Raw genomic sequence first — 22,767 nt, 5'->3', positions numbered from 1 at the left:
AGTGGACTGATATGCAACATTTTTATATGACTTAGGTCAACTAGGGTTTCGTATTGTCATTGGCTTACAATTTAGATGATATGACTATGTTAAGGACGAGTGGTGTTTGGTGTTAGTGGGATGTTTTTAGATTTGAGGGAGTATTTCAATCGTGAATAATGGCTATTTTGTGATGGTGGATTTGACACGAATCAGTGAGAGAGCTAGGTTTTACTGTATGAATTTAAATGATAAAACACCGCTCAGTGATGTATTCATGGCATTGAGTGACGAAACACGGCGCTCCATGGTGTCTCAAATGTCTCACGGTGCGGTTGCGGTAAAAGATTTGGTGTTGCCACACCCTATTTCTAAGTCAGCCGTAACCAAACACCTAAAGATTTTGGAGCGAGCAGGGTTGTTAAAGCGAGAGATCGTAGGGCGTCGTCATATGTGCTCGCTTAATGTTGGGCCTATTAATCAAATCAACCAATGGCTAGCGATCACCCAACCTGCTTGGGATGATACCGAAGAAGCACTTCAGTTCTATATGGACGTGCAGTTGACTGAGTGACCCGGTATTTTAATACGAAGTGAGATACAAAAAAATGAAAAAAAGCGCCCTCAAAGGACGCTTTTGATGTAAAAGCTAACGAGTCTATTTTTTCCTAGTCAGGAAAAGAACTTCGTATACCTTGTAGTTCGTCAAAGTGCGCCAAAAACAGCTTAGTCAAGTTCGGATCAAATTGCTTTCCGGACTCTTCAACAAACAGGTCGTACACTTGTTTTGCAGGCCAAGGCTCTTTGTAACAACGGCGTGAAGACAAGGCATCGAAAACATCAGCAATAGCGGTGATCCTTGCTTCAATAGGAATGCTTTCTCCAGAAAGGTTATTTGGATAACCCGTCCCGTCCCATTTTTCATGGTGGAAAGCAGCAATATTGGCAGCAATATTCAGTATCTCTAAGTTAGAGCCCCGAAGGATTTCTGCGCCAACGCTAGCGTGAGACATCATGACTTGCCATTCTTCTGAATCCAGTTTTCCTGGTTTGTTTAAAATGGCGTCTGGGATGGCGATTTTGCCAATATCATGCAGTGGTGATGCTAATTTTATTTTGTGAGATAGTTCATCAGACAGCCCATATTTTTGCGCTAAAAATAAGGAAAGCTCGGCTACGCGTTTTACATGACTGCCAGATTCTTTTGAGCGTGTTTCTACCACTTCCCCTAAGCGATAAGCGATCTCTTTTTGCGTGTCTCTCACTTCATTAAGTAAAATGACTTTTTCGTAAGCGATAGTTATGTTTCTGATGAAGAGGTCTAAAATTTCAATGTTCTCTTCTAGGTTGTGATGAGGACAATGAACGATGAGCAGGCCAACACTTTTGTTGACCTTTACAGGGATTAGAAATTCTTCATCTTTGACCTGAATGTAGCGCTCTTGGGAATTAGCCACTTCTTCAACAGAGCAAGAAATGAACTCATTCAAATCTTTTCCAATGAGCGCTTCTCCTCCCTCTGACGAGGCCACAACCTGCCATTTTCCTTTCACTTCTTGAGCTGCAAAGTTGAACGCGTGAACTTCACCAAGATCGAGTAAAGCACTCAGCTGAGACAAAATGCCATCGAGCCAATGAGTGCCATCCCCCTCCACCAAAATAGAAGCAGAAGAGTTGATAATGGTGTTCAACCCTTTCTTAGTATTTTCAATTACCATGATGTCGCGGTAAGAACGAAGCGCGGCACATAATGTGGTATTGAGCTTAGTTGCTGTGAGCTCGGTCTTATTTTTGTAGTCATTAATTTCATATTTCTTAATGACTTCGGCTTCGGGGGCGTCTCCGGGTTGCCCGGTTCTCAATATAATACGAGCCGTACGATTACCGTATTCCACTCTTAGCCAATCGACAAAATCTAAACCAGCGTGATTGGACTCCATCACTACATCTAAGAATACAACCGAGATGTCTTTATGAGTGCGGAACACTTCTTTCGCTTCTTCTGCAGAGTAGGCATTTAAAAAATTGAGGGTTTTACCCAAATAATCAAACTCACTCAATACGAATTGAGTCACTTTGTGTATGTCAACGTCGTCATCGACGATCAATATATTCCACTGCTCGCGATCTTCCTTAACGATTTCATCTTCATGATCTGAAAAAAGAAATTGGTCATCATTTCCCATTACATACCTCTTAAGCAACGGTGTTCCATTGGTATTTTATAAAAGCACTTTAAGTGCAACTGGGCACTATTTTTACTTCTTATGTAATGATTGTAGTAAAGATTTTTCGGCAATAGGATAAATCTGAATAAAATTTTGAGTGAAAGCACAATTATCTATTCATGCTGCGCATTAGTTGGCTCACAAAAATAACAATTGGCAAGAAAATCTGAATGATAGGTCTATACTGATTTTAGGAAGATTGCCTTAAATCAGACGGCTCGCTCCATGTTTAAAGGGTTGCAAATGGAAAAACATTTAGATAAAGATGCTCAAAATAACCTCCCACATGGAGGGGCGATTAAACGTGGCAATAGTATTGGCTTGAGGCTGTTTTTTTATACTTTATTGTGTGGCTCACTTTTAGCCTTTGCTATTGCGAGTATTCAGCTTTATTGGGACTTTAAGCGAGAAGAGGGATTACTTGCAGCTTCTCTAGAGAGAATCGACACCAGCTTAACGTCATCCGTTGCGAATAGTTTGTGGAACTTAGATGAAGAACAGCTTCAGATACAAGTAAACGGCATCAAAAACTTGGCGAGTGTCGAGTATGTGGGGGTCTATTCCTACCACAATGGGTCGTTGCATGTCACTGTCGAGAATGGTCACTCTAGCCGAGACAATGAACTCAGTAAGAGTGTTGAATTGTACCATAGCGATGAAAAAATCGGCGCTTTGGTCATTGAAATATCTTATCAAGAAATTTACAACCGGCTAACCGAAAAAGCCACCGTTATTTTGTTGACTCAGTTGTTCATCAATTTAATGGTATCTTTCTGTGTGTTGTTCATTGTTTTTCACGTCATGATTAAGCACATCAATCTCATCTCAAAATTCTTCCAGATGCGAAGCGTTGAGGGCAACGGGGTTAACGAACAGCTAAGCTTGGCACGTAATGTGCGTCATGATGAAATCGATTTATTGGTTGCCTCCATCAATAAATTGCATGAAGACATCGACTACCAGCTAGAAAAACGCCGTAAAATGAACGTTCAACTTGAATACGAACGTGACTTCACTGGTGTGATCATCGCCTCATCCCCCTCTCTCATTTGTTCCCTAAACGAAGATTTTGTCGTTCAGCTTGCCAATACCGAAGTACAGAATTTATTGGCTTTAACGGAAGAAGAGGTACTCGGAAAAAGTTGGTTTGAATTCTTTGTAAATGAAGAGGTGTCTGAAGAGAGTCGCCGTGATTTATTAGAGAACATTCCGAGCTATGAAATGGTCTTGACCATGATTGATCCCAATGGAGAGGAGCGCTATCTGCAATGGCGATTAGTTCAAAATAAAGAATTGCAGCGCGTTATTTGCTTTGGGGTTGATGTAACAGAATTAACCAACACAGAGAATGCGTTGATTTCCCTTAATCAAAAATTGGAACAAAAAGTACGAGAGCGTACGCAATCCTTGGAAGAAACAAATGGTGAGCTTTCTCTCACGTTGAGTCAGTTAGAAGATACTCAAGAATCACTGATAGAGGCAGAAAAGATGGCTTCTTTGGGTGGGTTAGTTGGCGGTGTTGCTCATGAGATCAATACCCCATTAGGTATCAGTGTTACCGCGACAAGTTTTATCGAAGAAAAAGTAAAAGTGCTACAGGTAGGTTTTGAAACGGGCAACCTTTCTAAAACACAATTTTCCGGTGCGTTATCGTCCCTTGCAGAGTCGACGGAAATTTTGACAGCGAACTTGTCTAGAGCAGAGCAGCTCGTTTCGAGTTTTAAACAAGTTGCGGTAGATCAAAGTAGCCAATCTATTTACCGTTTTAACGTGAAAGACAATTTGGATAAAGTGTTGCTTTCTTTGTCGCACGAACTGAAAGTTTCGCAAGTAAAAACACACATTCATTGTCCAGATGATATTGACGTAGACAGTTACCCAAGCGGTTACATTCAGATATACACCAACTTAATCACCAACAGTATCCGCCATGGCTTTGATGAGTGGGATGGCGACAGAGATATTTTCTTTGATATCCACGCAGAGGCCAACTATTTGGTGATTGACTATCGAGATACAGGTAAAGGTATCGACGTGGCTGTTATTAAGAATATTTTTGAACCGTTTACAACGACCAAGCGCGGTCGTGGTGGCAGCGGCCTAGGTGCTAATATAGTCTACAATTTAGTGTCTCAGCTATTGCAAGGGAAGATAGAGTGTTTGTCCGGAGCAAATGAAGGGGCTCAGTTTAGGATCACGGTGCCTTTGGTGCTTGATGTTGAAGCCAAGGTAGAAGTAGAGTAAAGAGAGTCTGAATTCGGTTCAAACATACAAAAGCCACCTCATGCATAAGGTGGCTTTTTTAATTCACTTTTTACTGTGATTAACGAAGAACTGTTAGTTAAGAACGATGAGTTAAGAACTAAGCTCGCAACTCTTGTGAATCATTGCTCATGTAATGAGAGAGCTCTGTTATTTGCTCTGAATCAAAGGCAAGGCCTAATTTGGTTCGGCGCCATAGGATATCCTCAACATTGATCGCCCATTCTTGATCCATTAAGAAATCAACTTCAACTTGATAAAGGCCATGGCCGAAATGCATGCCTAATTGGCTTTCGTCCGTTAGGCCGCTGAGTAATTGATGAGTACGAGTGCCATAACTGCGAACCCAGCGCTTGATAAGCTTTGCATCAAGTGTCGGAGCGTTACGTGTGATCTCGGCTTCCAAATGGGATCTCGACGGGAAGTCTCCACCAGGTAATAAGGCATTTTCTGTCCACTCACCTTTCATTTCAGGAAAGAAAGGTTGAAGCTGTTTCAATGCCGCTTGTCCAAGTTTCCTATAGGTGGTGAGTTTGCCACCGAATACTGAAAGTAACGGCGAGTTAGGGTTACTGCCATCCACTTCGATTGTGTAATCACGAGTCACCGCTTGAGCATCAGAAGATTCATCTTCCATCAGTGGGCGAACCCCAGACCAAGTGTTAATCACATCGCTTGGGGCGATGGGGGCTTTAAAGTGTTGATTGACGATATCACACAAGTATTCCACCTCATCTTCACTGATCGCCACTTTGCTCGGGTCGCCCTCGTAATCGACATCAGTTGTGCCAATCATGGAGTAATCTTGTTGGTATGGGATAACAAAAACAATGCGTTTATCTTCGTTCTGAAGAATGTAGGCGTGATCATCGTTATAGAGTTTTGGCACCACAATGTGACTGCCTTTTACTAAACGAATTGATCGCGGGGCTGGTTTGTCTAATTGTTCAGAAAATAGCGACTCTACCCAAGGGCCTGCTGCATTCACCAGCGCTTTCGTTTGGATCTGGTAGGTCGATGTATCGTCTTGCAGGGTGACGGTCCAACCTGTGTCACTTGCTGTTGCTTGAGTGCAGCGTGTCCTGGTCAGTATTTTTGCACCGTGTTGTTTTGCTAATAGTGCGTTGCAAACGACCAAACGAGCATCGTCTACGGCGCAATCCGAATATTCAAACCCAGTGATCATGTCTGATTTTAGCGGATCATTCTCGGTGAATCGAATTCCTTTGCTGGCGGGAAGTGACACTCGCTTGCCAAGGTTATCATATAAGAACAACCCAGCTCGGATCATCCAAGCGGGACGTAAATGAGGTCGGTGAGGCAGACGAAAACGCAAAGGAGCGACTAAATGGGGGGCGTTTTTAAGTAAAATCTCTCGTTCTGCAAGCGCTTCGCCGACCAGACGAAATTCGTAGTGTTCGAGGTAACGTAAGCCTCCATGAATCAGTTTACTGGAGGCCGAAGAGGTCGCAGAGGCGAGATCGGACATTTCAACTAAGGCAACGCTAAGCCCACGTCCCGCAGCATCAGATGCGATAGCGACACCATTAATACCGCCGCCGACGACCAGTAAGTCAAAATGTTGTTTTTGTTGAGTCATTTTCGTTCCTTTACTTTCGTTATACTTATAATTATGTTCGATTTCGAGCATTGTATCTTGAAAGTAGAACAGGATCGAGCGAAAAGCACACAAAAAATGTTCATTTCGTGTGTGCTCTATGCTTTTTTCTTGAAATAGGAAGTTAAACGAGAGTTTTTTTGTAAAAGATTTTATCGGTGCCATTTTTAGGGAAGTCAACGTAACGGCCAACTTCGGCGAACCCTTGCTTTGCGTAAAATTCGGGCGCTTGGAAATTATAGGTATCGAGGAAGATGTGTTGAACCTTGTATTTTCTCGCTTCTTTTTCAGCGAGAGAAAGGATTTTTTTACCTAAACCTTTGCCTCTGATGTTTGGAGATAACCACAAACGTTGAATGTGGAAAGAGTTGTAGTGCAGGCGGCCGGTCAACCCGCCCTCGACTTGGCCATTGGCGTCTCTAAGAAATAGGGCAACAGGCCGCTCAGTTAGGTCAGGAAAGAACTCTCTATTGAATTCGCTTAAGCCCTTATAGAGTATCTCGACGTCTTTTTTTTCTGGGTGGTGCGTGACTTCAATGATCATGATGAGGTCCGTTTCAACTGGGCAATTGATTGAGTATAAGTTATCCAACTTATGAATGAAGAAAAAACGACGACCAACTTATCAAATACAAAAAAAAGCACCTCTATTACGTAGAGGCGCTTTTATAAACCAGATCTAATTAACAAGACCTAACGAACAAGAGTAGCTAAAAATCAGCGAGACATTGAATCGTGTCTGATTTTAGAAAATAAGGTGAGCCACACCCGCGATAACAGGCAAGGTAATGACGGTACGTAGAATAAAGATGAAGAACAACTCAAAAATATTCACAGGAATCTTACTACCAAGCAGCAGAGCACCAATCTCAGACATGTAGATAAGTTGCGTTACCGACATCGCTGCAATCACAAAACGCGTTAAATCACTTTCAATTGAAGCTGCAAGGATAGATGGGATAAACATATCCGCAAAACCAACAACGATAGTCTCTGATGCTTGTACTGCTTCAGGAATTTGCAGCAACTCAAGGAAAGGAATGAACGGTTTACCAAGAATGGTAAATACTGCCGTGTATTCTGCGATAACAAGCGCAATGGTACCTAACGCCATTACAACGGGCAGAACACCAAACACCATATCGGCGGCGTTTTTAAGACCCTCTACCGCGACTGTTTTCGCTGACTTAACTTGATTGGCTTTGTTTACGGCAAGCTCTAAACCCCAAGAGAAACTATTGTGGCCAGATGGAATTGCGTTTGCGCCTTTCTCTGGCTTGCTGCCATCAATGTACAGGTCTTTTTTACGGCTAAGCGGCGGAAGACGAGGAATGATGATAGCCGCAACGATACCCGCTAAACAGATGGCACCGTAAAAAGGTAAGAACAGGTGTTCTAGTTCAACTTGAGCCAGAACGACTAGGCTGAACGTAATGGATACCGCTGAGAACGTCGTACCAACAACGGCAGCTTCACGTTGCGTATAGAACTTGCTTTCATACTGCTTGCTGGTTAGCAAAATACCTACGCTACCATCACCTAACCAAGAAGCCATACAGTCGATTGCACTGCGGCCAGGTAGGTTGAATACAGGACGCATGATTTTGCTCAGCAAAGTACCAAAAAGTTCAAGAAGGCCGAAATTTAGTAATAAAGGAAGTAATAGGCCGGCAAAAATAAAGACAGCAAATAAGGTGGGTAGTAAGCCCTCAAGCACTAAACCACCCGTATTCTCTTCCCAGATAGCTTCAGGACCAACTTGGAAGAAAGTCATCACAACGGCCGCACCGCCAATTAGGCGAACCGCAAGCCATAAAGGAGTAGGGCTGAGTAATGCACTAAGAAATTCATTGTTTGCAATTAGTTTTGGCTTCAACGCCATGTTAGCAAGAGTGGCAACCGACATGAAAGCAATCAAAGAAGTGACGATTTGCACTAGGTAGCCGTCAAGCACCGATTGAAGCGCCTTAGCAAGGACTGCTACGGGAATGGTGATGTCACCGTTATAGGTAATTGGCGCCATGAAAAGGAACAGGCCAATTAAAGATGGGATTAAGAAAATCCAAAAATTATGTTTGCTCTTAGGCGAGCTGGTGGTTTGTGTTGTGTTGTCCATCGTCTCTACTCTTGTTACGGCTAATGCATTATGTTTCGCATAATAATGCATTAAACATTGGTATTTACTCACTGACGGCAAGAATAACTGCTTTTAGTGGGAATTGAAATACTATGCATTAAAAAAAACTAATTATGCAGTTTTATCTTGAGCTAACTGGTCAAAATATAGTTAATTGTAACGTAGATGTTATCTGTGGGAGAGGATGTTTGAGCAAAAATATATCCAGAAGTTTTTATAGAAGTGATCACGAGCGGCCAATCCCTTCTTGATACAGAAAAATCCAATAACTCATAGCAACAACAAAAGCCAGGGCTGCTGGTATTAATAGTGTTGAAAATTGTAAATATGAGTAGAGAATCGAACCACCGAATCCTCCAAACAGGAAGCCAAGGAAAATAAGGCTAAAGAGCCAAGCTTTTCGTTTATCCCACTGTTCTCCTCTGATACGAGCGCCAAGCATCAGGCCTAAGTCGGTAATAATCCCCGTCATGTGAGTCGTGCGGATAATTGCGCCACTGTATGTTGAAATCATGGCGTTTTGTAAGCCACATGCGGCCGAAGCTAAATAGTGCCCTCCGCCATAGCCCCGAGTTAAGGCTACCGTAGCGGCAACCAGTAATGCACTTTCAACAAGCAAGGCTACCCCATAACGGCGACCCAGTTTTAACGCTGTTCGTTCTATCAATACGCCGCTAAATGTGGCACCGGCAAGAAAGCTCACCACAATCATGAGTAAGTGAAGCGACTGGTGGTCAAAAGGTAATAGCTGAGTCCCAAGCAAGGTCACAGTGCCAGATAAATGGGAAACAGATTGATGTTGAAAGCCGAGTAAACCGACGGCATTGATGATGCCCGCGATAACGGCGAGCAAAAATGCGCCTGACTCTATCCAGCGAGGTAGCTTGGTTATCATATTGGTTGAATTGTGTTAGTGACGAAGCGACAAAGTATACTCCGTTTAAGGGATATACCAACCTAGCAAAGTAGACGCGAGTTACTATAAATGACGACGATAGGTTGTTTGTTGCTCGGTTTCTCTTTCGCATCATTAGATTTTAGTTCAACTATGAGTATCAAATAGAGAAGCTTGCTGTAAGAGATGTCTCACATATTATGTAGGAAAACAGCAGTTCTAACGTTAAGATTGTGCCTAGTTAGTTGTAAGTTGATGTTTTTTATATATAAAAATTACAGCTTAGTTTCTGTTTAATAAGTGTCCAGTGAAAAGAAGTCACAAATAGAGGTAAGTTCTGTAAGCTTATTGTGTCGGCAAGGAGCAGGCATCAGGAACTCACAGGACGTGAGAGGGTAATCAAGGTCGATTATCCAAAAGGATTGCACAAGGATGCATGGAAGAATTAGGACACACTCAACGGATTTGAGTGTTGCATACTAGGATGTATGCAAACAAGGACGCTAAAGGACACCGCTTGGGAAGGCGCGAAAGGATTACGCTAAGGATAGAGCGTGCTCAAATGGATTATTAATGAGCCCAGTTAGTAGCATCAATAAGCTATCGAAATATTTTTATACCCCAATACGTATGTATTGGGGTTTTTCTTTTTGTGCGGCTGACAATCTATGTGCAGAAACAATTTTGTTCTTATTCTATTATCGCTACAATGGCGGCATTAGCATAAAAGGTAGGCCAACATGCAACAAAATGAATTTGAGACACTGGTTAACGCGGTAGTTGAGCAAGAAAATTTACCCGCAGCTTTAGAGCTTTTGAAAAATTGTGAAGAAGTCGAAGTCGCAGAAGCGGCTGCGTCACTTGTTGGGCAATTCGCATTAGCTGAAGTCAATGGTGAAAAACGTGTTTACCATGTTTCCTTATTAGAAAACGAACAAGGTGAAGAGGAAGAGTTTGTTGAGCATGTGATGAATGAAGGTGATGACCTCATTAAGTTTGCAGCTTGGTTCTTTTACACCATGTTTGAAATTAAAGACAAAGAAACCTACCAAGCAGCAGGTCGCACATTTACACAGTCAAAGCGCAGTTAATCATTCAATGATAGCGTAATGGCCTGAGGCGTACTTCAAGCGATTAATGATAAAGAACGAAGCGCCTTAGCTTCTGGCTTATTCTGATTATATTGAATAAGTAAGAAGTTAAGGCGCTTTTTGGCATTTATAAATACAGTCTCTATAAATTGAGCTTCTTGCTCGAACAGTAGGACGTGTTCTGGAAGTAAAACTCGGCTTTGGTTCTGCCTAAAGCGATCATCTCAGATGCTTTATCGAACTCAAGTGTGCCACAAGCATTACGAGCGATCTCAATCGTGACATCAGCAGGGTAGGCCGCCAACTTTTGACGAGCAATGGTGCTTTGCATCGCATCGAAAGCTTGGTTCGCAATTTCATAACCCTCTATATTGAAATCGAAACTTTTTTTCACTGAATTGTGGAGTTTGTCGATGTAAGTGCTGACTTTTGCGTGCAATTTTGAATCTCGGGTGATCACCGGTGCCGCGATAACCTGCTCTTCTATTGGTCCTCCGAGATTCACCGCTAAGGTAATATCAGTTTTGTCACCAAATGTTGGCGCGATGGGCACTGGGTTGAGAACACCCCCGTCTATCAGTGCTACACCATCAATGACGAAAGGCGTGAAGAACAAAGGCAGAGAGATAGACGCACGGATGGCATCAAATAAGCGGCCTGAATTGAGCCAAATTTCTTTCTCTTCAGCCACATCTGCAGCAACCGCGGTATAAGGCATAGGAAGATCTTCAATTGCAATATCACCAATTAGATCCACCAGGGTGTTGATGATTTTGTCTCCTTTAAATATGCCACTTGACTGCCAAGAGATATCCAAAAGTAACGCCATGTCGACGCTGTCGATACTCGTTATCCATTCTTCAAACTGATCCAGCTTTCCAGCAGCATAGATGCCACCGATTAACGCACCGATAGAACACCCTGAAATCGAAGCGATGTGGTAATTATTCTCTTCTAACCAACGAATGATACCAATGTGTGCAAGACCACGAGCACCACCACTACCTAGAACTAAGGACACACTTTTCTTCATTACGGTTCTCCGAACACTGTCAGTTAATGGATAAAGCTGGTTGTGAATGACGCTTATATTCAGCTTAACTAATTGAAAATATTTGCGGTTTTCTGTATTGAACAGTAGGGAACAAGATAACGTGTAATGCGGTTAGGATCAATTCGTACACAGGGCATTGGCTTTAATTTTTGTAATAAAACTACAAAATAACGTGATCTATATCTTGTTTATAGGCGAGATTGGGGTATTATGATGATAGTTGAAATAAAATTACGAATAGGAAAGCTATTATGAATTTAGATTTAGGTACGATTTACGTTGCCAACCACATGGCAAAGCAAATGATTGATGATCAATTGTACGGAAAGCAACAACCACGCGTTCGTCGCAGTTCTTTATTTAGCCGTATGTTCAAGAAACTGAAAAATAGCTAAGAGAAAAGACGATGTTCAATGGAATGAAAAACCAACCCAAATTGACAACAATTTGGGTTTTGTTTTTTTAGAGGCCTTGGATAACCAATCTATTATGTACCCGATCAGCTAACCTGTCGATTTGGCATCCATCTCTATGACGTTATCAGGTGGCGGAGCAATGCCTCCATCAGCGATATGTTGCTCTAAGTGATCAAAACCACCAATATAATGACCATCTAACCAGATCTGCGGAACCGTAACAGGCGTCTTTTCCCCAATATTTGCTTTTACTTCCGGGATCATTCGATACAGTGCTGCACTGTCTTTCACTACATCAAGGTATTGATACTTCACCCCTAATTCGTCTAGCTTGGCTTTTGCTTTTACGCAATACGGACAGGTTGCTTTGCCAAATACGATGTTACCTTTGAGATTATCTCGTTTAGCCCACTCTTGAATGACCGTTTGTACTAATACACCACGGTTAAGGGCTTCGCCTTGGCTGATGACTTTGCCTTCCAATACGATGATTGGCGCATGCCAAGACCCCAGTTTTAGTGGTTCCCACCAATTAGAAAGCCAGTCTTTGATCTCAATTTCAACAGGGATACCGGCTAATTCATTTTCGAGGGTATCTTGCAAAATGTCTTTTGTTAACGTGCATTCACCACATGGGATGTTGACTTTAAATGGCCCCCAAGAGCCTGCCCAGCGGTAAAGTGTAATTTTCATAGGCTTGGTCATTCATCACCTCGTGTTTAGTTCGCCTTTACTTAATAGAGCGGCGTTAGGCCGATTTACTTTCATTATAGTTAACTTTTTTTCGTTCCCATTGTGTGATGAAGGCAACGGAAAGAATAATAATAGCGGCACCTACCCATAGTCGACCAGGTGGTACCCAACCAAAAATCAACCAACCGGCCGCCACATTGAACGGTAACTTAGCGTGATCAAACGGCTGAACAAAAGAAGCATCAGCAGCAGCATAAGCTTTAACTATTGCCCATTGAGCAACCGCTGTTAATACGCCAGCCGCAATTAGTATCATCCAAGGAATAGTTCCTGTTGGTGTTTCCCAGTTAGGGACCGCCAATAACAGATTAAAAGGGGTGATGAATAACAGAAGGTAAACGACCATTGTTGTTGGCGAATCTTTTGCGGAGAGCTTCTTTACCATTAGCGAGTAACAAGCCCAAAAGAATGCCGCGCCTACAGGAAGCAGCGTGGCCCATGTAAATGAATCAGCCCATGGCTCTAGGATGATCATGGCTCCGATAAAACCGGCCAACGTAGCGCACCAGCGCGCCGCGCCGACTTTTTCTTTTAGAAAGATCCCAGATCCAAGCGTGGCAAATAAAGGAGAGGTCATTAATAATGCGATGCCTTGCCAAATTGGAACAGGGTAAGCCAATGCCCATAGCCAAAGCTGAATGCCAATAACAGATAAAAAAACTCGGAGTAAATGCCAACCAATTTGATGGGTGGTGAGCGCGCTTCTAAACCCTAAGGTTTGTAGATAAGGCAAAATAGCGATAAGGGCGATGCCATATTGAATGAATGCGACTGTGGTTGAGCTGACTCCAAAATTGATGCTGATATATTGTGCAAGGCTATTAACGACGGCAAAAGCCATCCCAGCACAAAGCATCCAACTTGCGCCTTGAAGTGGTGAATGGTTAGACATGGTTTATTTATATTCCGTTATGAGTACAAAACTCTTTGTTGAGAGAAACTTAGCAAGGATATGGAATGGATAGTCTCACAGGTTCTGATTTCTGTTAATACGAAATACGATTTAAAGAACAATTGATGTAGATGTGTATGCAAATTTGTGAAATTGAATGGGTGTAAATGATTGGTTATAGGTCACATATTGGATTTAGCTACCATCAACTTGGTTTAAATTGACTTTTTATGCTGATTGAGTGATATTTTGCGCACTTTTAAACTACGTAGTATTTAGTTATGAGCCAAGCTGTTCCCCAATCTCACACTACGCCTGGTGTGTCGAATAAAACCTGGCAGATGCCAGATACGTTAATCTTAATTTTCATTGTTGGCATTCTTGCTGCCGCACTTACCTATATCGTTCCCGCTGGTCATTTTGATAGCCAGCAAGTGACGTATATGGTTGATGGCGCCGAAAAAACCAGAACGGTTATTGATCCTGCTTCTTTTCAGTACGCAACGGATGAAAGTGGAGAGCTGATATACAAATCTGTCGGCTTATTTGCCAGTGGTGGTGATATTGGCCTAATGAACCTGACCTTTGAAGGTTTGACTTCGGGTTCTAAATGGGGCAGCGCCATTGGTGTGATCATGTTCATGCTTGTAATTGGCGGCGCGTTTGGCGTTGTGATGAAAACAGGAACGATTGATAACGGCATACTGCGCCTGATCGACAAAACAAAAGGCAGCGAAGCACTCTTTATTCCCGTTTTATTCCTGCTATTTTCTCTGGGTGGTGCGGTCTTCGGTATGGGAGAAGAAGCGATTGCTTTTGCCATCATCATAGCACCATTAATGGTTCGACTGGGCTACGATGGTATCACTACGGCGATGGTCACATATGGCGCGACCCAAATTGGATTTGCAACATCCTGGATGAACCCATTTTCTGTAGCGATCGCTCAAGGCATCTCGGGTATTCCTGTCCTGTCTGGCATGTATGTACGAATGGGTTTGTGGGTCGTTTATACGGCGATTGGTATTGCCTTTGTCATGTACTATGCAAAAGGTGTAAAAGCCGATCCTAAGCGTTCCTATAGCTTCGCGTCTGATGAACACTTCCGTGGTCAGGCGGTATCAGAACAAGAGTCTCGTTGGACGCTTGGTGACACACTGGTGATCCTAACGGTTATCGCGTCTACGGTCTGGGTTGTATGGGGAGTGGTTGTGCATGCTTGGTATATCCCTGAAATTGCTTCTCAGTTCTTTACTATGGGTATTACTGCAGGTCTGATAGCCGTTGTCTTTAAACTTAATGACATGACACTCAACGACATAGCCGCTTCGTTTAAAGAAGGCGCGTCGTTGATGCTTGCTCCTGCATTGTTGGTAGGTTGTGCACAAGGTGTTTTGTTAATTTTGGGGGGAGGAGCGACAGACGACCCGAGTGTTCTTAACTCTATCTTGAACAGTGCGGGCAACGTGATAAGTGGTCTACCGGGTGTTGCGGCAGCGTGGCTAATGTACGCGTTCCAGTCGATTTTCAATTTCTTCGTGACATCGGGCTCTGGTCAAGCAGCCTTAACCATGCCTTTATTGGCACCGCTGGCTGACATTGCGGGCGTTACTCGTCAAGTGGCCGTTCTGGCATTCCAATTGGGTGATGGCTTTACCAACTTGATCGTACCGACATCGGCAGCGCTAATGGCAACATTAGGGGTATGCCGTATCGAATGGGGAGATTGGGCGCGTTTCATTTGGCGTTTTGTCTTATTCTTGTTCGTACTATCAAGCTGTGTTGTCATGGGATCTCATGTTCTGGGTTTTGCCTAGCGCTTAAGAAAAGCCAAACAATCTCAACAACATTAAATAAAAGGCGAGCTCATCTCGCCTTTTTGTATACATGAAATATGATTAAACCAGAGAGACCAATATGAAAACAGTCTACACGCAAGATACAGTGCAAGGCCGAAGTGTGATTAGCCGCCTTGTTGTAGATGACTTGCCGGTTGGTGAGCATCAATTTTGGTTTCAAGTCGCTACATCAGCCTTAGCCCAGCCTCAACTTATTCCGGTGACCGTTTTTAAGGCTACTCAAGCAGGCCCTAAAGCTATGGTTACTGCTGGTGTGCATGGTGATGAACTCAATGGCATCCTGACGGCACAGCAGATCGCGCGTGAATGCGCGGGAAAAATCCTTGTAGGCAGTCTGATCGTCATCCCAACCATCAATTTATCCGGAATCAATGCGGGAACAAGGGATTTTGTTAGTGCGGATCCTGATGCATCTCCGTGTAACCTGAACCGATTCTTTCCTGGCAAATCCAATGGGGATGCTGCCAATCAATATTTGCACTGCTTGTGGCATCGTTTACTTAAGGATAATGCAGGTTTTACCGTAGATTTACACACACAAACCCGTGGCGCTACTTACCCATTGTATGTGTTCGCTGATTTTAGACTTCAATCAGCGTTAAGTATGGCACGCTTAATGGACCCAGATTGTATCCTTAACGACCCGGGCGATGATGGTGTTTTAGAAACCGTCTGGAATCAGCATGGCGTACCCTGTATTACCGTGGAAGTGGGTACAGGTAAAATCACAGAGCAGGCTTACATAGAGCGTGCAGTATGCGGAATTAAGAATATTCTCGCTTCGCATCATATGCTCGATGAGCATTCAATGAGTGCGCCTAAATTCCAAGAACGCTGTATTGAGGGGCAAAGTGTGACGTCAATTCGTGCTAAGCAAGGTGGGTTTTGCATTGCGCAGGTATCATTGCTTCAAGAAGTTGAACAAGAGGAGCTTGTGGCTATTCAATATGATGCGTTTGGCGACGAGACAGAACGTTATTGCGCATCGCAAGCTGGCACTGTGTTAAGTCACCATTCGGAATCGTTACGAGAAACCGGAGCTCTGCTTGTGAGGCTGATCCACCGGTAGCATTGCGATAGGCGCTTTGACGAGATAGGTACCTGCTTGGCTTTTCAGGCGAAAAGTGGCGTTAATTTTGCTTGTTTTTGTAGCACGTACTTCGATACCAAAAAGCCAGTAAAATGTTAGATGCATTGAAACCGTGCACACATCATAAAAGCACTCATTTATTGCATTTTTGATACAAAAAGATATATACAACAAAGTCAATTTAGCGTAACTTAACTCTCGGCCTACACAGAGACCGACTTGTTTGAAACCTGCTTCATGAAATCTTCAAACGTGCTGTTACAGTATGTTTAGAAGCGCATTATTTCAGTTGCTACGCTCACTCTAAGTAACTTTGTGATAATGGCTAAAACCAAATGCGCATTTTGCGCTCGAATAAAGATTTAATTTAGGAAATACCCATGTCTAAGACAACTGGCACAGTTAAGTGGTTTAACGAAGAAAAAGGCTTTGGCTTTATCACTCAAGAAAATGGCGGCGCTGACGTATTCGTTCACTTCCGTGCAATCACAGGTGAAGGCTTCAAAACTCTTGCTGAAGGCCAAAAAGTTGCGTTTGAAGTAGAGCAAGGCCAAAAAGGCCCTCAAGCTGCAAACGTAGAAGTACTATAATTTTATAGTTACTCAAAATAATTTATCGCCCTGCACACTGTAAAGTGTGCGGGGCGATCGTCGTTTTGGGCTTAGTAAAATAGGCTAGAGTATCGCCGTAGGCTGCTGCTGTTTGTAACTAATGAGTGGCATATAACTAAAAAAGGGTCACCACCAAAAAACAGTGATAACCCATTTATTGCTCTCTTTTACTGCGCTGTTTTTAGTGAAAGTGACTTAAGCTTTTAGTGCCAATTTAGAACCATCAAACTTTAAGCATCCAAGTAGCTTTTTAACGCTTTCTTTCCCTGAATCATCAAATACCAATCCATACTTTGCGTTGTGTTTCGAGCGCTGCAAATTGCAAATTTTTCCGGATAGGACAGGAAGAGAGACTTTGGTTTTTGTACGCACGACTAATTCAATTCGAATAGTATCATTCACATGAAAAGTCCTGACTAATGGGCTAGTTTCTACCCGACAGCCGCCTTTCGACAAATCTTTTACTTCCGCTTCTACTTTATGATCATTACAGTAAATCACCGCAGATAAGGCAACGTCGTATCGTGGTTCTTTTCGGAGTTGCAGTACTTTGATTGTACTTGGTATCGAGATCAACATCATTTGAGCTGGTGTCTCGATGATATGAAGGATTTGACTGCGAAAATACAGTAAAGCTCCTTCACCACGGGGCGAAATAGCCCGAACATTCATCCAAAAGCCTTCTTGAAGAAAGTACTCGTGGTCTTCGTCCGACATTTCAGGCATTTCTAACAAAATGTATTCACTGCCGTGAGTACCAATAAAAGAGGTTGTGCCTTGATATTTAATACCAACAGGAGTGGTGATATTAATGGTTAAATCACTACTGTGGGAAACCATGGCTAAGGCTTCACTACTTTTCATGATGGTCTCAGTGCCTTTTAGGTCACTGTTATCAATTTTGTCTCTTAATGCGTCCGCTGCACTACTTTTAGCCATTTTTACCTCAGAATCATCATTCGTAACGTACTGTCAAAGCGTCTATTCGTACCCGTGTTTTATTACTTTATTGTGTGGAGCCTTTTACTGATTCAAGCGCTTTGTCTGGAGGTGTACTCTGCGTTACGTGATTTTATAGTTATGTATTTATCTCTATAGCCGAGCAATATGGGCGATTACTCATATTTAGGTGATATGGCTTAGATAAAGAACAGTATAGCTGTGAATTATACTAATAAAAGAGGCACTGTCATTGAGCGATAGTAAGTTTGTTACCATCGAATGTTAACAATGAGAGAATGATCTTCGCATTTTCTTGGCTTTTGCTATCAAATTCAACACCATACTGTATTCCGGAAAAGCCGCGTTCGGCCCCTCTTATTGTGCAATATAAATCATCCATACCACTGAAGTGATGGGATAAGCGAGGAAAAGAAATGTGAAACTTATTTCCTATTGGCTGCATTTTGGAAAGTAATGAAGTTTCAACCAAGCAACCTTGCTTAGATATGTCTCTTAATTTTGCCTCTATATTTAACTTATCTCTTTGGATCGAGCACGGAAGATCGACCTCAAAACGGGGTGAGCGTCGGATCTGCTGTTGTTGCATGGAGGTGGGGACAGACAACGCGATTAAAGGCAGTGGCGAAGTAATTACATGGGCGATTTGGCAACGAAAACTCAGAACAGAGCCATTACCTCTGCCTGTAAATACTTTCATTTTTGCCCAAAAACCCTCACGCATGAACTCCGTCATTTCCATTTTTTTTAATTCGGGCACTTCTACAAGTAATAAACGACCAGAGTGAAAACCAACCGTCTTGCATTTTGTGGATAGCTGGCCACCCACTGGAAGCGTAATGGAAATATTGGCGGAGCAGGTATTCGACATCAAGTTTATGGCTTCACTGGTTTTTATTTCATGTGTGGCAGAAACGGATGCTTTTTTTGTGGTGGAGCGAGCTGGAGTGACGATGTCGTTCATGTTAGTGCCTTATTATGCGGTTCGCCGCCGTTTCGAAAGTCCCATTATCTTGATAAAGTGGCCAATACTGCTGTGCTATCAGCCGTTAGTATATTTCATGTCAAATAAGCTAATAGAAAATGACGATAGCTCTGCTGGGATTAAACGAGCAATGTAACTGAAATAGAGAAAAGGTAATTGGGTGGCGAATGAACGATTATGACCTCAAAGCGCTTAAGGGTAAAGTGGAAAAAGAGGAAATCATTCAACGTGTTTGGGGTGATTACGGTACAGTTGTGAGGCAATGGTTAAATAATGGAACCCACAGCAGTGTCATAAATAAACGCATTCGTTTGCCTGAGAAGACTAAACATCCTAGAGGCTGGAATACGTCAGTGTCTAAGCAAAGAAAGCTCACATCCTTTGGTGTGGAAGTTGCTTGGTATCGTGACTATTCGAATCAGCTCGATTTTCGCTGCTTATCCCCCGTTGGGTTAGTGACCGAACATTATGCAGGCAAGATTGATTTAGTGATGACGGATCTGGCGGCCATCGGGTTAACCGAAGTTGTCACAGAATCGGATTGGCGACATTGGAAGTTAGTACTCACTTGGCTGGCAAATTTTCACGCAAAGCACATAAACAGTTCAGCCGACGGGCTTTGGCCTATTGGTTCTTATTGGCACTTAGAGACACGGCAAGAAGAGTATCAAGTGATGGCTTCAGGTGATTTAAAGCTTAAAGCGGGCGATATTGATCAGGAACTTAATAAAGCAAGCTATCAAACTCTCATTCATGGTGATGCTAAACTCGCGAATTTCTGTTTTTCGCCAGAAAATGACCGAGTGGGTGCTGTCGATTTCCAATATGTCGGTAAGGGCTGTGGCATCAAAGATGTCATGTTGTTTATTAGCAGCTGTGTGCCGCTAGAGCAGGCCGAAGATTTGGAACAATCTATACTGGCATGGTATTTCGAAGCGCTCGAAGAAGCGGTGCAACATTACCAGCCTCATTTGGATGCAGACGCCATCGGAGCTCAATGGCGTGGCCTCTATAACTTGGCTTGGGCAGATTTTGTTCGATTTCTGAAAGGGTGGGCTCCAGACCACTGGAAGATTTGTGATTATTCTGAAAGCTTAACAGCGGCGGCGTTAACGCGCTTATCGGACGTTAGACGCTAGAGAACGATGCTTTATGAATCTAGTGTCGACATCCACATTTCTTCCAGTAAACCGTTGAATTACTGGGCTACGCGTTCTTATTTAGCGGTGTTGAAGGTTGATCACGACAATACCGTGATCTGTCGCGTATCGGTCTCTTGAGAAAATAGCTTCAACTAAGTGCCTATCGATGGTTTGATGTTGGGTTACGAGCGTAAACTCTTGAGACAGTAATATATAGTCAAGTACTGAACCGGTTTCTCCCCAATAGTGGCTCGCTGGGCGCTTAATTGGCTGACATTGGTGCTGTATATCGGAGGTAACGTCGCTTGTGTCTTCTTTGATACCGCGAGTGTAGATGTCCCAGCTATCCGTCAAAAATAACGCACTTTTTTGTGTCAGAAGACCCGCATCTGCTGATGTTGGGTCCACTAAATTCTGCAGTGAATCACTATTAAGCCTTTGATTAAAATCCCCGAGCACGATTGCCGGTCGGCCTGATGTCTTCTTATTGGCTCTCATGATGTACTTCAGTGCGTCGGCTTCTTCGTGACGTTGGAAGCTAGAGAGCCATTGCCCATAGACGTGCCTGTTTTGTTGAGTGTAATGTTCGTCGTCTGTTGTGTCGGTTGAGCGTTGTGATTTGAGGTGCACTACATAAAAATCGGTTAACCCGTATTTTGGCAAGTGAACTTGGACGTGTAATGGCTTACGCGAAAATTGAAAATTTTTTGGCATTTTGGTTACGTTTCTGCTCGACACGGATTTAGCGTTAGAGATTGGCCATTTAGAAGCTAAAGCTACCACTGGCTTTGAATAGACGTAATCACTCTCTCTTTGGGGTAAATCGCAAACACTGAAAAAACGATAGCCAGCCCGTAAACACAAGGCTTGTAAATCTTTAGGGCTAAACACTTCTTGAAATGCAACAACATCGGCATCCACTTCGATGAGTGCTTTTTCCGTCCATTGCTCTTTGCCTTGCCATTCTTGTTCAGTGTAGATGTTGATGAAATCGTAATAAGCATCGGGTGGGGCAATGTAGTTGAGTAGGTTAAAAGTCGCAATTCGAATTGAGGAAGTGGTCAAAGTTGATTCCAAGCAGCGTGTTTATTGCTTAAGCATAACGTAAATTATGCGAGAACACTTCCCAAGTTTGAGTGGGGTTAAACTAAGCAGAGGCAGGGCTTGCCTCTGGAAGTGAAACGTTGTCTGTTTAGTCTGGGTGCTGTGGTTATTGATTTTTACCTAACCATGCGGCGCCCCGTATGCCGCTGCTGTCGCCATATTTGGCTTTTTTAAAGTTGAGAGTTGGGCTCGGTGAAAAGACATAAGGTGCAGTTGCAGCCGGTAGATCTTGATATAGAGAATCCACATTAGACAGCCCGCCACCCAGCACAATAACATCGGGATCCAATATGTTGATGATAGCTGCAAAGCTGCGCCCCATTTGATCGAGTAATTGTCGGTATAACAGAGCGGCGTCATTATCACCTGCTTGATAACGTTCAATGATCGTCGCAGGGGACATCTCGGTGCCAAACATCATTTTATGGCTTAGTGCGAACCCACTGCCAGAGATAAAACGTTCAACGCAATTTTTTCGGCCACAATAGCAGTCGCGATCTTTACCATCTTTAACCTCATCATGGCTTGGTAAAGGATTGTGTCCCCATTCTCCTGCTAGTGCGTTCGGCCCGCCGATAATCTGTTGATTGACCACTATGCCACCACCACAGCCGGTACCAAGAATGGCACCAAATACAACAGAAGATCCCGCGCCTGAACCGTCTACCGCTTCAGATAGAGCAAAGCAGTTAGCATCGTTGGCGATAGATACAGGTTGACCAAGTTCATTCGTGAGGTCAGCAAGTAAATCTTTGCCATTTAAAAAGGTGCAATTGGCGTTTTTCATTAAACCAGTCTGAGGACAAATGGCGCCCGGTAGGCCAATACCAACCTGACAAGCTTCTCCTGCTTTCTCGGTGGCTAATTGAACCAATCCCGCAACGGTAGTGACTAATTCTAGGTAGTTATCAGGTGTCGCAACTCGGTGTTTAAATACCTCAACGCCTTGCTCATCTAATAGGCACACTTCAATTTTTGTACCACCGATATCGAATCCGATTAACATGCTTGTAGACCTCGTAGTTGGTTAACTTATTATCTTAGCGTGACTGCTCACAGGAAACTCATCTACTGCTTGCAAAATTGTCATTAAAAACGCAAGTTTTTTAGCCGTTGTACTACCCAGAGGCTTGTCTAGATCGTGATTACTGATATACTCGCCGCCCAACAGATAAAGGTGTCACTATGAGCGCAAAACAAGAACTTCAGCAACTTAACAATCGTCTAGACAAATGTCGTTATAAATTGGATTCTGCTAAGTCGCGTGGTGATTCCGCTTTAGTGTCTAAATTTACTGATGAAATCGCTTCATTGAGTAAGAAAATCGCACACTTTAAACACCGCCTAGGAAATGAAGTGAACGATCAGCGTAAGTCTGTGCAAGAACTTGCATTCAACCGTGCTTTGACTAAGCAAGAACAAGCAGATCAAGGCGCTCTGAAAAAATCAGTACGCGGTCTTGTTATTGTTCACCCTATTACTAAATTGGGTAAGCAGCTTGGTATCAAAGAAATGACGGGCTACGCTCCTAAAAAATTCTAAACCTATCGTTAGGTTTTAGCTGCGAAGTTCACGGCACTTATGCTAGCGAACTTCGCACTTGTTCAAGTATCTTTATTCTCTTTTTAGTTTGCACTCTTCTCGCTATATTCCCGTTCTGTTTCATTCTCTGTCTCCGACCTAAATCTTGA

Annotated in this window: 21 protein-coding genes; 9 read left to right on the top strand and 12 right to left on the bottom strand. The window is 43.1% G+C overall.

The annotated features are described in order from the left end of the window. The first annotated feature begins 217 nt into the window (after positions 1–217). On the top strand, positions 218–553 hold the full coding sequence (locus QWZ04_RS16175; RefSeq protein WP_290329292.1) for an ArsR/SmtB family transcription factor: 336 nt from the start codon (positions 218–220) through the stop codon (positions 551–553). Between the two features lie 94 nt (positions 554–647). Here QWZ04_RS16175 and QWZ04_RS16170 read toward each other — a convergent pair whose 3' ends face one another. Further along, positions 648–2,165 (bottom strand): HD domain-containing phosphohydrolase, encoded by a 1,518-nt coding sequence (locus QWZ04_RS16170; RefSeq protein WP_290329291.1) that lies wholly within the window; start codon positions 2,163–2,165, stop codon positions 648–650. Between the two features lie 285 nt (positions 2,166–2,450). Here QWZ04_RS16170 and QWZ04_RS16165 point away from each other — a divergent pair, with 285 nt between their 5' ends. After that, entirely contained in the window at positions 2,451–4,451 is a 2,001-nt protein-coding gene (locus tag QWZ04_RS16165) for an ATP-binding protein (protein WP_290329290.1), read from the top strand. Positions 4,452–4,569: 118 nt separating this feature from the next. Here the strand turns inward: QWZ04_RS16165 and glpD are convergent, their stop codons facing one another. The 4 genes from glpD to QWZ04_RS16145 form a co-directional block, all read right to left on the bottom strand. Beyond that, the gene (glpD, locus tag QWZ04_RS16160; RefSeq protein ID WP_290329289.1) at positions 4,570–6,069 is read right to left on the bottom strand and encodes a glycerol-3-phosphate dehydrogenase; all 1,500 of its coding nucleotides are present in this window, start codon (positions 6,067–6,069) and stop codon (positions 4,570–4,572) included. Between the two features lie 142 nt (positions 6,070–6,211). Then, on the bottom strand, positions 6,212–6,631 hold the full coding sequence (locus QWZ04_RS16155; protein ID WP_290329288.1) for a GNAT family N-acetyltransferase: 420 nt from the start codon (positions 6,629–6,631) through the stop codon (positions 6,212–6,214). A 201-nt stretch (positions 6,632–6,832) separates the two neighbouring features. Next, on the bottom strand, positions 6,833–8,203 hold the full coding sequence (locus tag QWZ04_RS16150; protein WP_290329287.1) for a YjiH family protein: 1,371 nt from the start codon (positions 8,201–8,203) through the stop codon (positions 6,833–6,835). 247 nt (positions 8,204–8,450) lie between these two features. Then, positions 8,451–9,119 (bottom strand): YoaK family protein, encoded by a 669-nt coding sequence (locus QWZ04_RS16145; RefSeq protein WP_290329286.1) that lies wholly within the window; start codon positions 9,117–9,119, stop codon positions 8,451–8,453. A 740-nt stretch (positions 9,120–9,859) separates the two neighbouring features. Between QWZ04_RS16145 and QWZ04_RS16140 the strand changes: the two genes are divergently transcribed. After that, complete coding sequence (locus QWZ04_RS16140; RefSeq protein WP_290329285.1) at positions 9,860–10,210, top strand: hypothetical protein; 351 nt, start codon at positions 9,860–9,862, stop codon at positions 10,208–10,210. A gap of 142 nt (positions 10,211–10,352) precedes the next feature. Here the strand turns inward: QWZ04_RS16140 and QWZ04_RS16135 are convergent, their stop codons facing one another. Next, positions 10,353–11,243, bottom strand: a complete 891-nt coding sequence (locus QWZ04_RS16135) for a patatin-like phospholipase family protein (protein ID WP_290329284.1) — start codon at positions 11,241–11,243, stop codon at positions 10,353–10,355. 272 nt (positions 11,244–11,515) lie between these two features. Here QWZ04_RS16135 and QWZ04_RS16130 point away from each other — a divergent pair, with 272 nt between their 5' ends. After that, positions 11,516–11,659: a hypothetical protein gene (locus QWZ04_RS16130; protein WP_290329283.1), complete on the top strand. Its 144-nt coding sequence runs from the start codon at positions 11,516–11,518 to the stop codon at positions 11,657–11,659. A gap of 108 nt (positions 11,660–11,767) precedes the next feature. Here the strand turns inward: QWZ04_RS16130 and QWZ04_RS16125 are convergent, their stop codons facing one another. Both QWZ04_RS16125 and QWZ04_RS16120 read right to left on the bottom strand, forming a co-directional pair. Then, positions 11,768–12,385, bottom strand: coding sequence for a glutaredoxin domain-containing protein (locus QWZ04_RS16125; RefSeq protein WP_290329282.1), 618 nt, complete (start codon positions 12,383–12,385; stop codon positions 11,768–11,770). Positions 12,386–12,428: 43 nt separating this feature from the next. Further along, complete coding sequence (locus tag QWZ04_RS16120) at positions 12,429–13,325, bottom strand: DMT family transporter (RefSeq protein WP_290329281.1); 897 nt, start codon at positions 13,323–13,325, stop codon at positions 12,429–12,431. Between the two features lie 341 nt (positions 13,326–13,666). Between QWZ04_RS16120 and yfcC the strand changes: the two genes are divergently transcribed. The 3 genes from yfcC to cspE all read left to right on the top strand — a co-directional run bounded on the left by yfcC (position 13,667) and on the right by cspE (position 16,864). Then, entirely contained in the window at positions 13,667–15,142 is a 1,476-nt protein-coding gene (gene yfcC, locus QWZ04_RS16115) for a putative basic amino acid antiporter YfcC (RefSeq protein ID WP_290329487.1), read from the top strand. A 100-nt stretch (positions 15,143–15,242) separates the two neighbouring features. After that, positions 15,243–16,253, top strand: a complete 1,011-nt coding sequence (locus QWZ04_RS16110) for a succinylglutamate desuccinylase/aspartoacylase family protein (RefSeq protein WP_290329280.1) — start codon at positions 15,243–15,245, stop codon at positions 16,251–16,253. Positions 16,254–16,654: 401 nt separating this feature from the next. Then, entirely contained in the window at positions 16,655–16,864 is a 210-nt protein-coding gene (gene cspE, locus QWZ04_RS16105) for a transcription antiterminator/RNA stability regulator CspE (protein WP_102524737.1), read from the top strand. Positions 16,865–17,080: 216 nt separating this feature from the next. Here the strand turns inward: cspE and QWZ04_RS16100 are convergent, their stop codons facing one another. Continuing rightward, positions 17,081–17,824: a flagellar brake protein gene (locus tag QWZ04_RS16100; RefSeq protein ID WP_435433623.1), complete on the bottom strand. Its 744-nt coding sequence runs from the start codon at positions 17,822–17,824 to the stop codon at positions 17,081–17,083. Between the two features lie 250 nt (positions 17,825–18,074). Continuing rightward, complete coding sequence (locus tag QWZ04_RS16095) at positions 18,075–18,809, bottom strand: PilZ domain-containing protein (protein WP_290329279.1); 735 nt, start codon at positions 18,807–18,809, stop codon at positions 18,075–18,077. 188 nt (positions 18,810–18,997) lie between these two features. On the opposite strand from QWZ04_RS16095, the gene QWZ04_RS16090 reads away from it, so the two are divergent. Further along, entirely contained in the window at positions 18,998–19,969 is a 972-nt protein-coding gene (locus tag QWZ04_RS16090) for a phosphotransferase (RefSeq protein WP_290329278.1), read from the top strand. Between the two features lie 81 nt (positions 19,970–20,050). Here the strand turns inward: QWZ04_RS16090 and QWZ04_RS16085 are convergent, their stop codons facing one another. Both QWZ04_RS16085 and QWZ04_RS16080 read right to left on the bottom strand, forming a co-directional pair. Then, positions 20,051–21,037 (bottom strand): endonuclease/exonuclease/phosphatase family protein, encoded by a 987-nt coding sequence (locus tag QWZ04_RS16085; protein ID WP_290329277.1) that lies wholly within the window; start codon positions 21,035–21,037, stop codon positions 20,051–20,053. A gap of 145 nt (positions 21,038–21,182) precedes the next feature. Then, the gene (locus QWZ04_RS16080; protein ID WP_290329276.1) at positions 21,183–22,082 is read right to left on the bottom strand and encodes an ROK family protein; all 900 of its coding nucleotides are present in this window, start codon (positions 22,080–22,082) and stop codon (positions 21,183–21,185) included. Positions 22,083–22,261: 179 nt separating this feature from the next. Between QWZ04_RS16080 and QWZ04_RS16075 the strand changes: the two genes are divergently transcribed. After that, positions 22,262–22,618: a YibL family ribosome-associated protein gene (locus QWZ04_RS16075; protein WP_290329275.1), complete on the top strand. Its 357-nt coding sequence runs from the start codon at positions 22,262–22,264 to the stop codon at positions 22,616–22,618. Positions 22,619–22,767: the final 149 nt, after the last annotated feature.

It is taken from the genome of Vibrio tapetis subsp. quintayensis, from assembly GCF_030409945.1.
GTDB classification, from domain to species: domain Bacteria; phylum Pseudomonadota; class Gammaproteobacteria; order Enterobacterales; family Vibrionaceae; genus Vibrio; species Vibrio quintayensis.
Note: the sequence above shows the minus strand (reverse complement) of the source record. Positions and strands in the feature narration are given on the sequence as shown.

Bases quoted from the DNA above. Each gene is read 5' to 3' on its own strand.
- QWZ04_RS16175 (WP_290329292.1), top strand. From the start codon at position 218: ATGAATTTAAATGATAAAACACCGCTCAGTGATGTATTCATGGCATTG.
- QWZ04_RS16170 (WP_290329291.1), bottom strand. From the start codon at position 2,165: ATGGGAAATGATGACCAATTTCTTTTTTCAGATCATGAAGATGAAATC.
- QWZ04_RS16165 (WP_290329290.1), top strand. From the start codon at position 2,451: ATGGAAAAACATTTAGATAAAGATGCTCAAAATAACCTCCCACATGGA.
- glpD (WP_290329289.1), bottom strand. From the start codon at position 6,069: ATGACTCAACAAAAACAACATTTTGACTTACTGGTCGTCGGCGGCGGT.
- QWZ04_RS16155 (WP_290329288.1), bottom strand. From the start codon at position 6,631: ATGATCATTGAAGTCACGCACCACCCAGAAAAAAAAGACGTCGAGATA.
- QWZ04_RS16150 (WP_290329287.1), bottom strand. From the start codon at position 8,203: ATGGACAACACAACACAAACCACCAGCTCGCCTAAGAGCAAACATAAT.
- QWZ04_RS16145 (WP_290329286.1), bottom strand. From the start codon at position 9,119: ATGATAACCAAGCTACCTCGCTGGATAGAGTCAGGCGCATTTTTGCTC.
- QWZ04_RS16140 (WP_290329285.1), top strand. From the start codon at position 9,860: ATGCAACAAAATGAATTTGAGACACTGGTTAACGCGGTAGTTGAGCAA.
- QWZ04_RS16135 (WP_290329284.1), bottom strand. From the start codon at position 11,243: ATGAAGAAAAGTGTGTCCTTAGTTCTAGGTAGTGGTGGTGCTCGTGGT.
- QWZ04_RS16130 (WP_290329283.1), top strand. From the start codon at position 11,516: ATGAATTTAGATTTAGGTACGATTTACGTTGCCAACCACATGGCAAAG.
- QWZ04_RS16125 (WP_290329282.1), bottom strand. From the start codon at position 12,385: ATGACCAAGCCTATGAAAATTACACTTTACCGCTGGGCAGGCTCTTGG.
- QWZ04_RS16120 (WP_290329281.1), bottom strand. From the start codon at position 13,325: ATGTCTAACCATTCACCACTTCAAGGCGCAAGTTGGATGCTTTGTGCT.
- yfcC (WP_290329487.1), top strand. From the start codon at position 13,667: ATGCCAGATACGTTAATCTTAATTTTCATTGTTGGCATTCTTGCTGCC.
- QWZ04_RS16110 (WP_290329280.1), top strand. From the start codon at position 15,243: ATGAAAACAGTCTACACGCAAGATACAGTGCAAGGCCGAAGTGTGATT.
- cspE (WP_102524737.1), top strand. From the start codon at position 16,655: ATGTCTAAGACAACTGGCACAGTTAAGTGGTTTAACGAAGAAAAAGGC.
- QWZ04_RS16100 (WP_435433623.1), bottom strand. From the start codon at position 17,824: ATGGCTAAAAGTAGTGCAGCGGACGCATTAAGAGACAAAATTGATAAC.
- QWZ04_RS16095 (WP_290329279.1), bottom strand. From the start codon at position 18,809: ATGAACGACATCGTCACTCCAGCTCGCTCCACCACAAAAAAAGCATCC.
- QWZ04_RS16090 (WP_290329278.1), top strand. From the start codon at position 18,998: ATGAACGATTATGACCTCAAAGCGCTTAAGGGTAAAGTGGAAAAAGAG.
- QWZ04_RS16080 (WP_290329276.1), bottom strand. From the start codon at position 22,082: ATGTTAATCGGATTCGATATCGGTGGTACAAAAATTGAAGTGTGCCTA.
- QWZ04_RS16075 (WP_290329275.1), top strand. From the start codon at position 22,262: ATGAGCGCAAAACAAGAACTTCAGCAACTTAACAATCGTCTAGACAAA.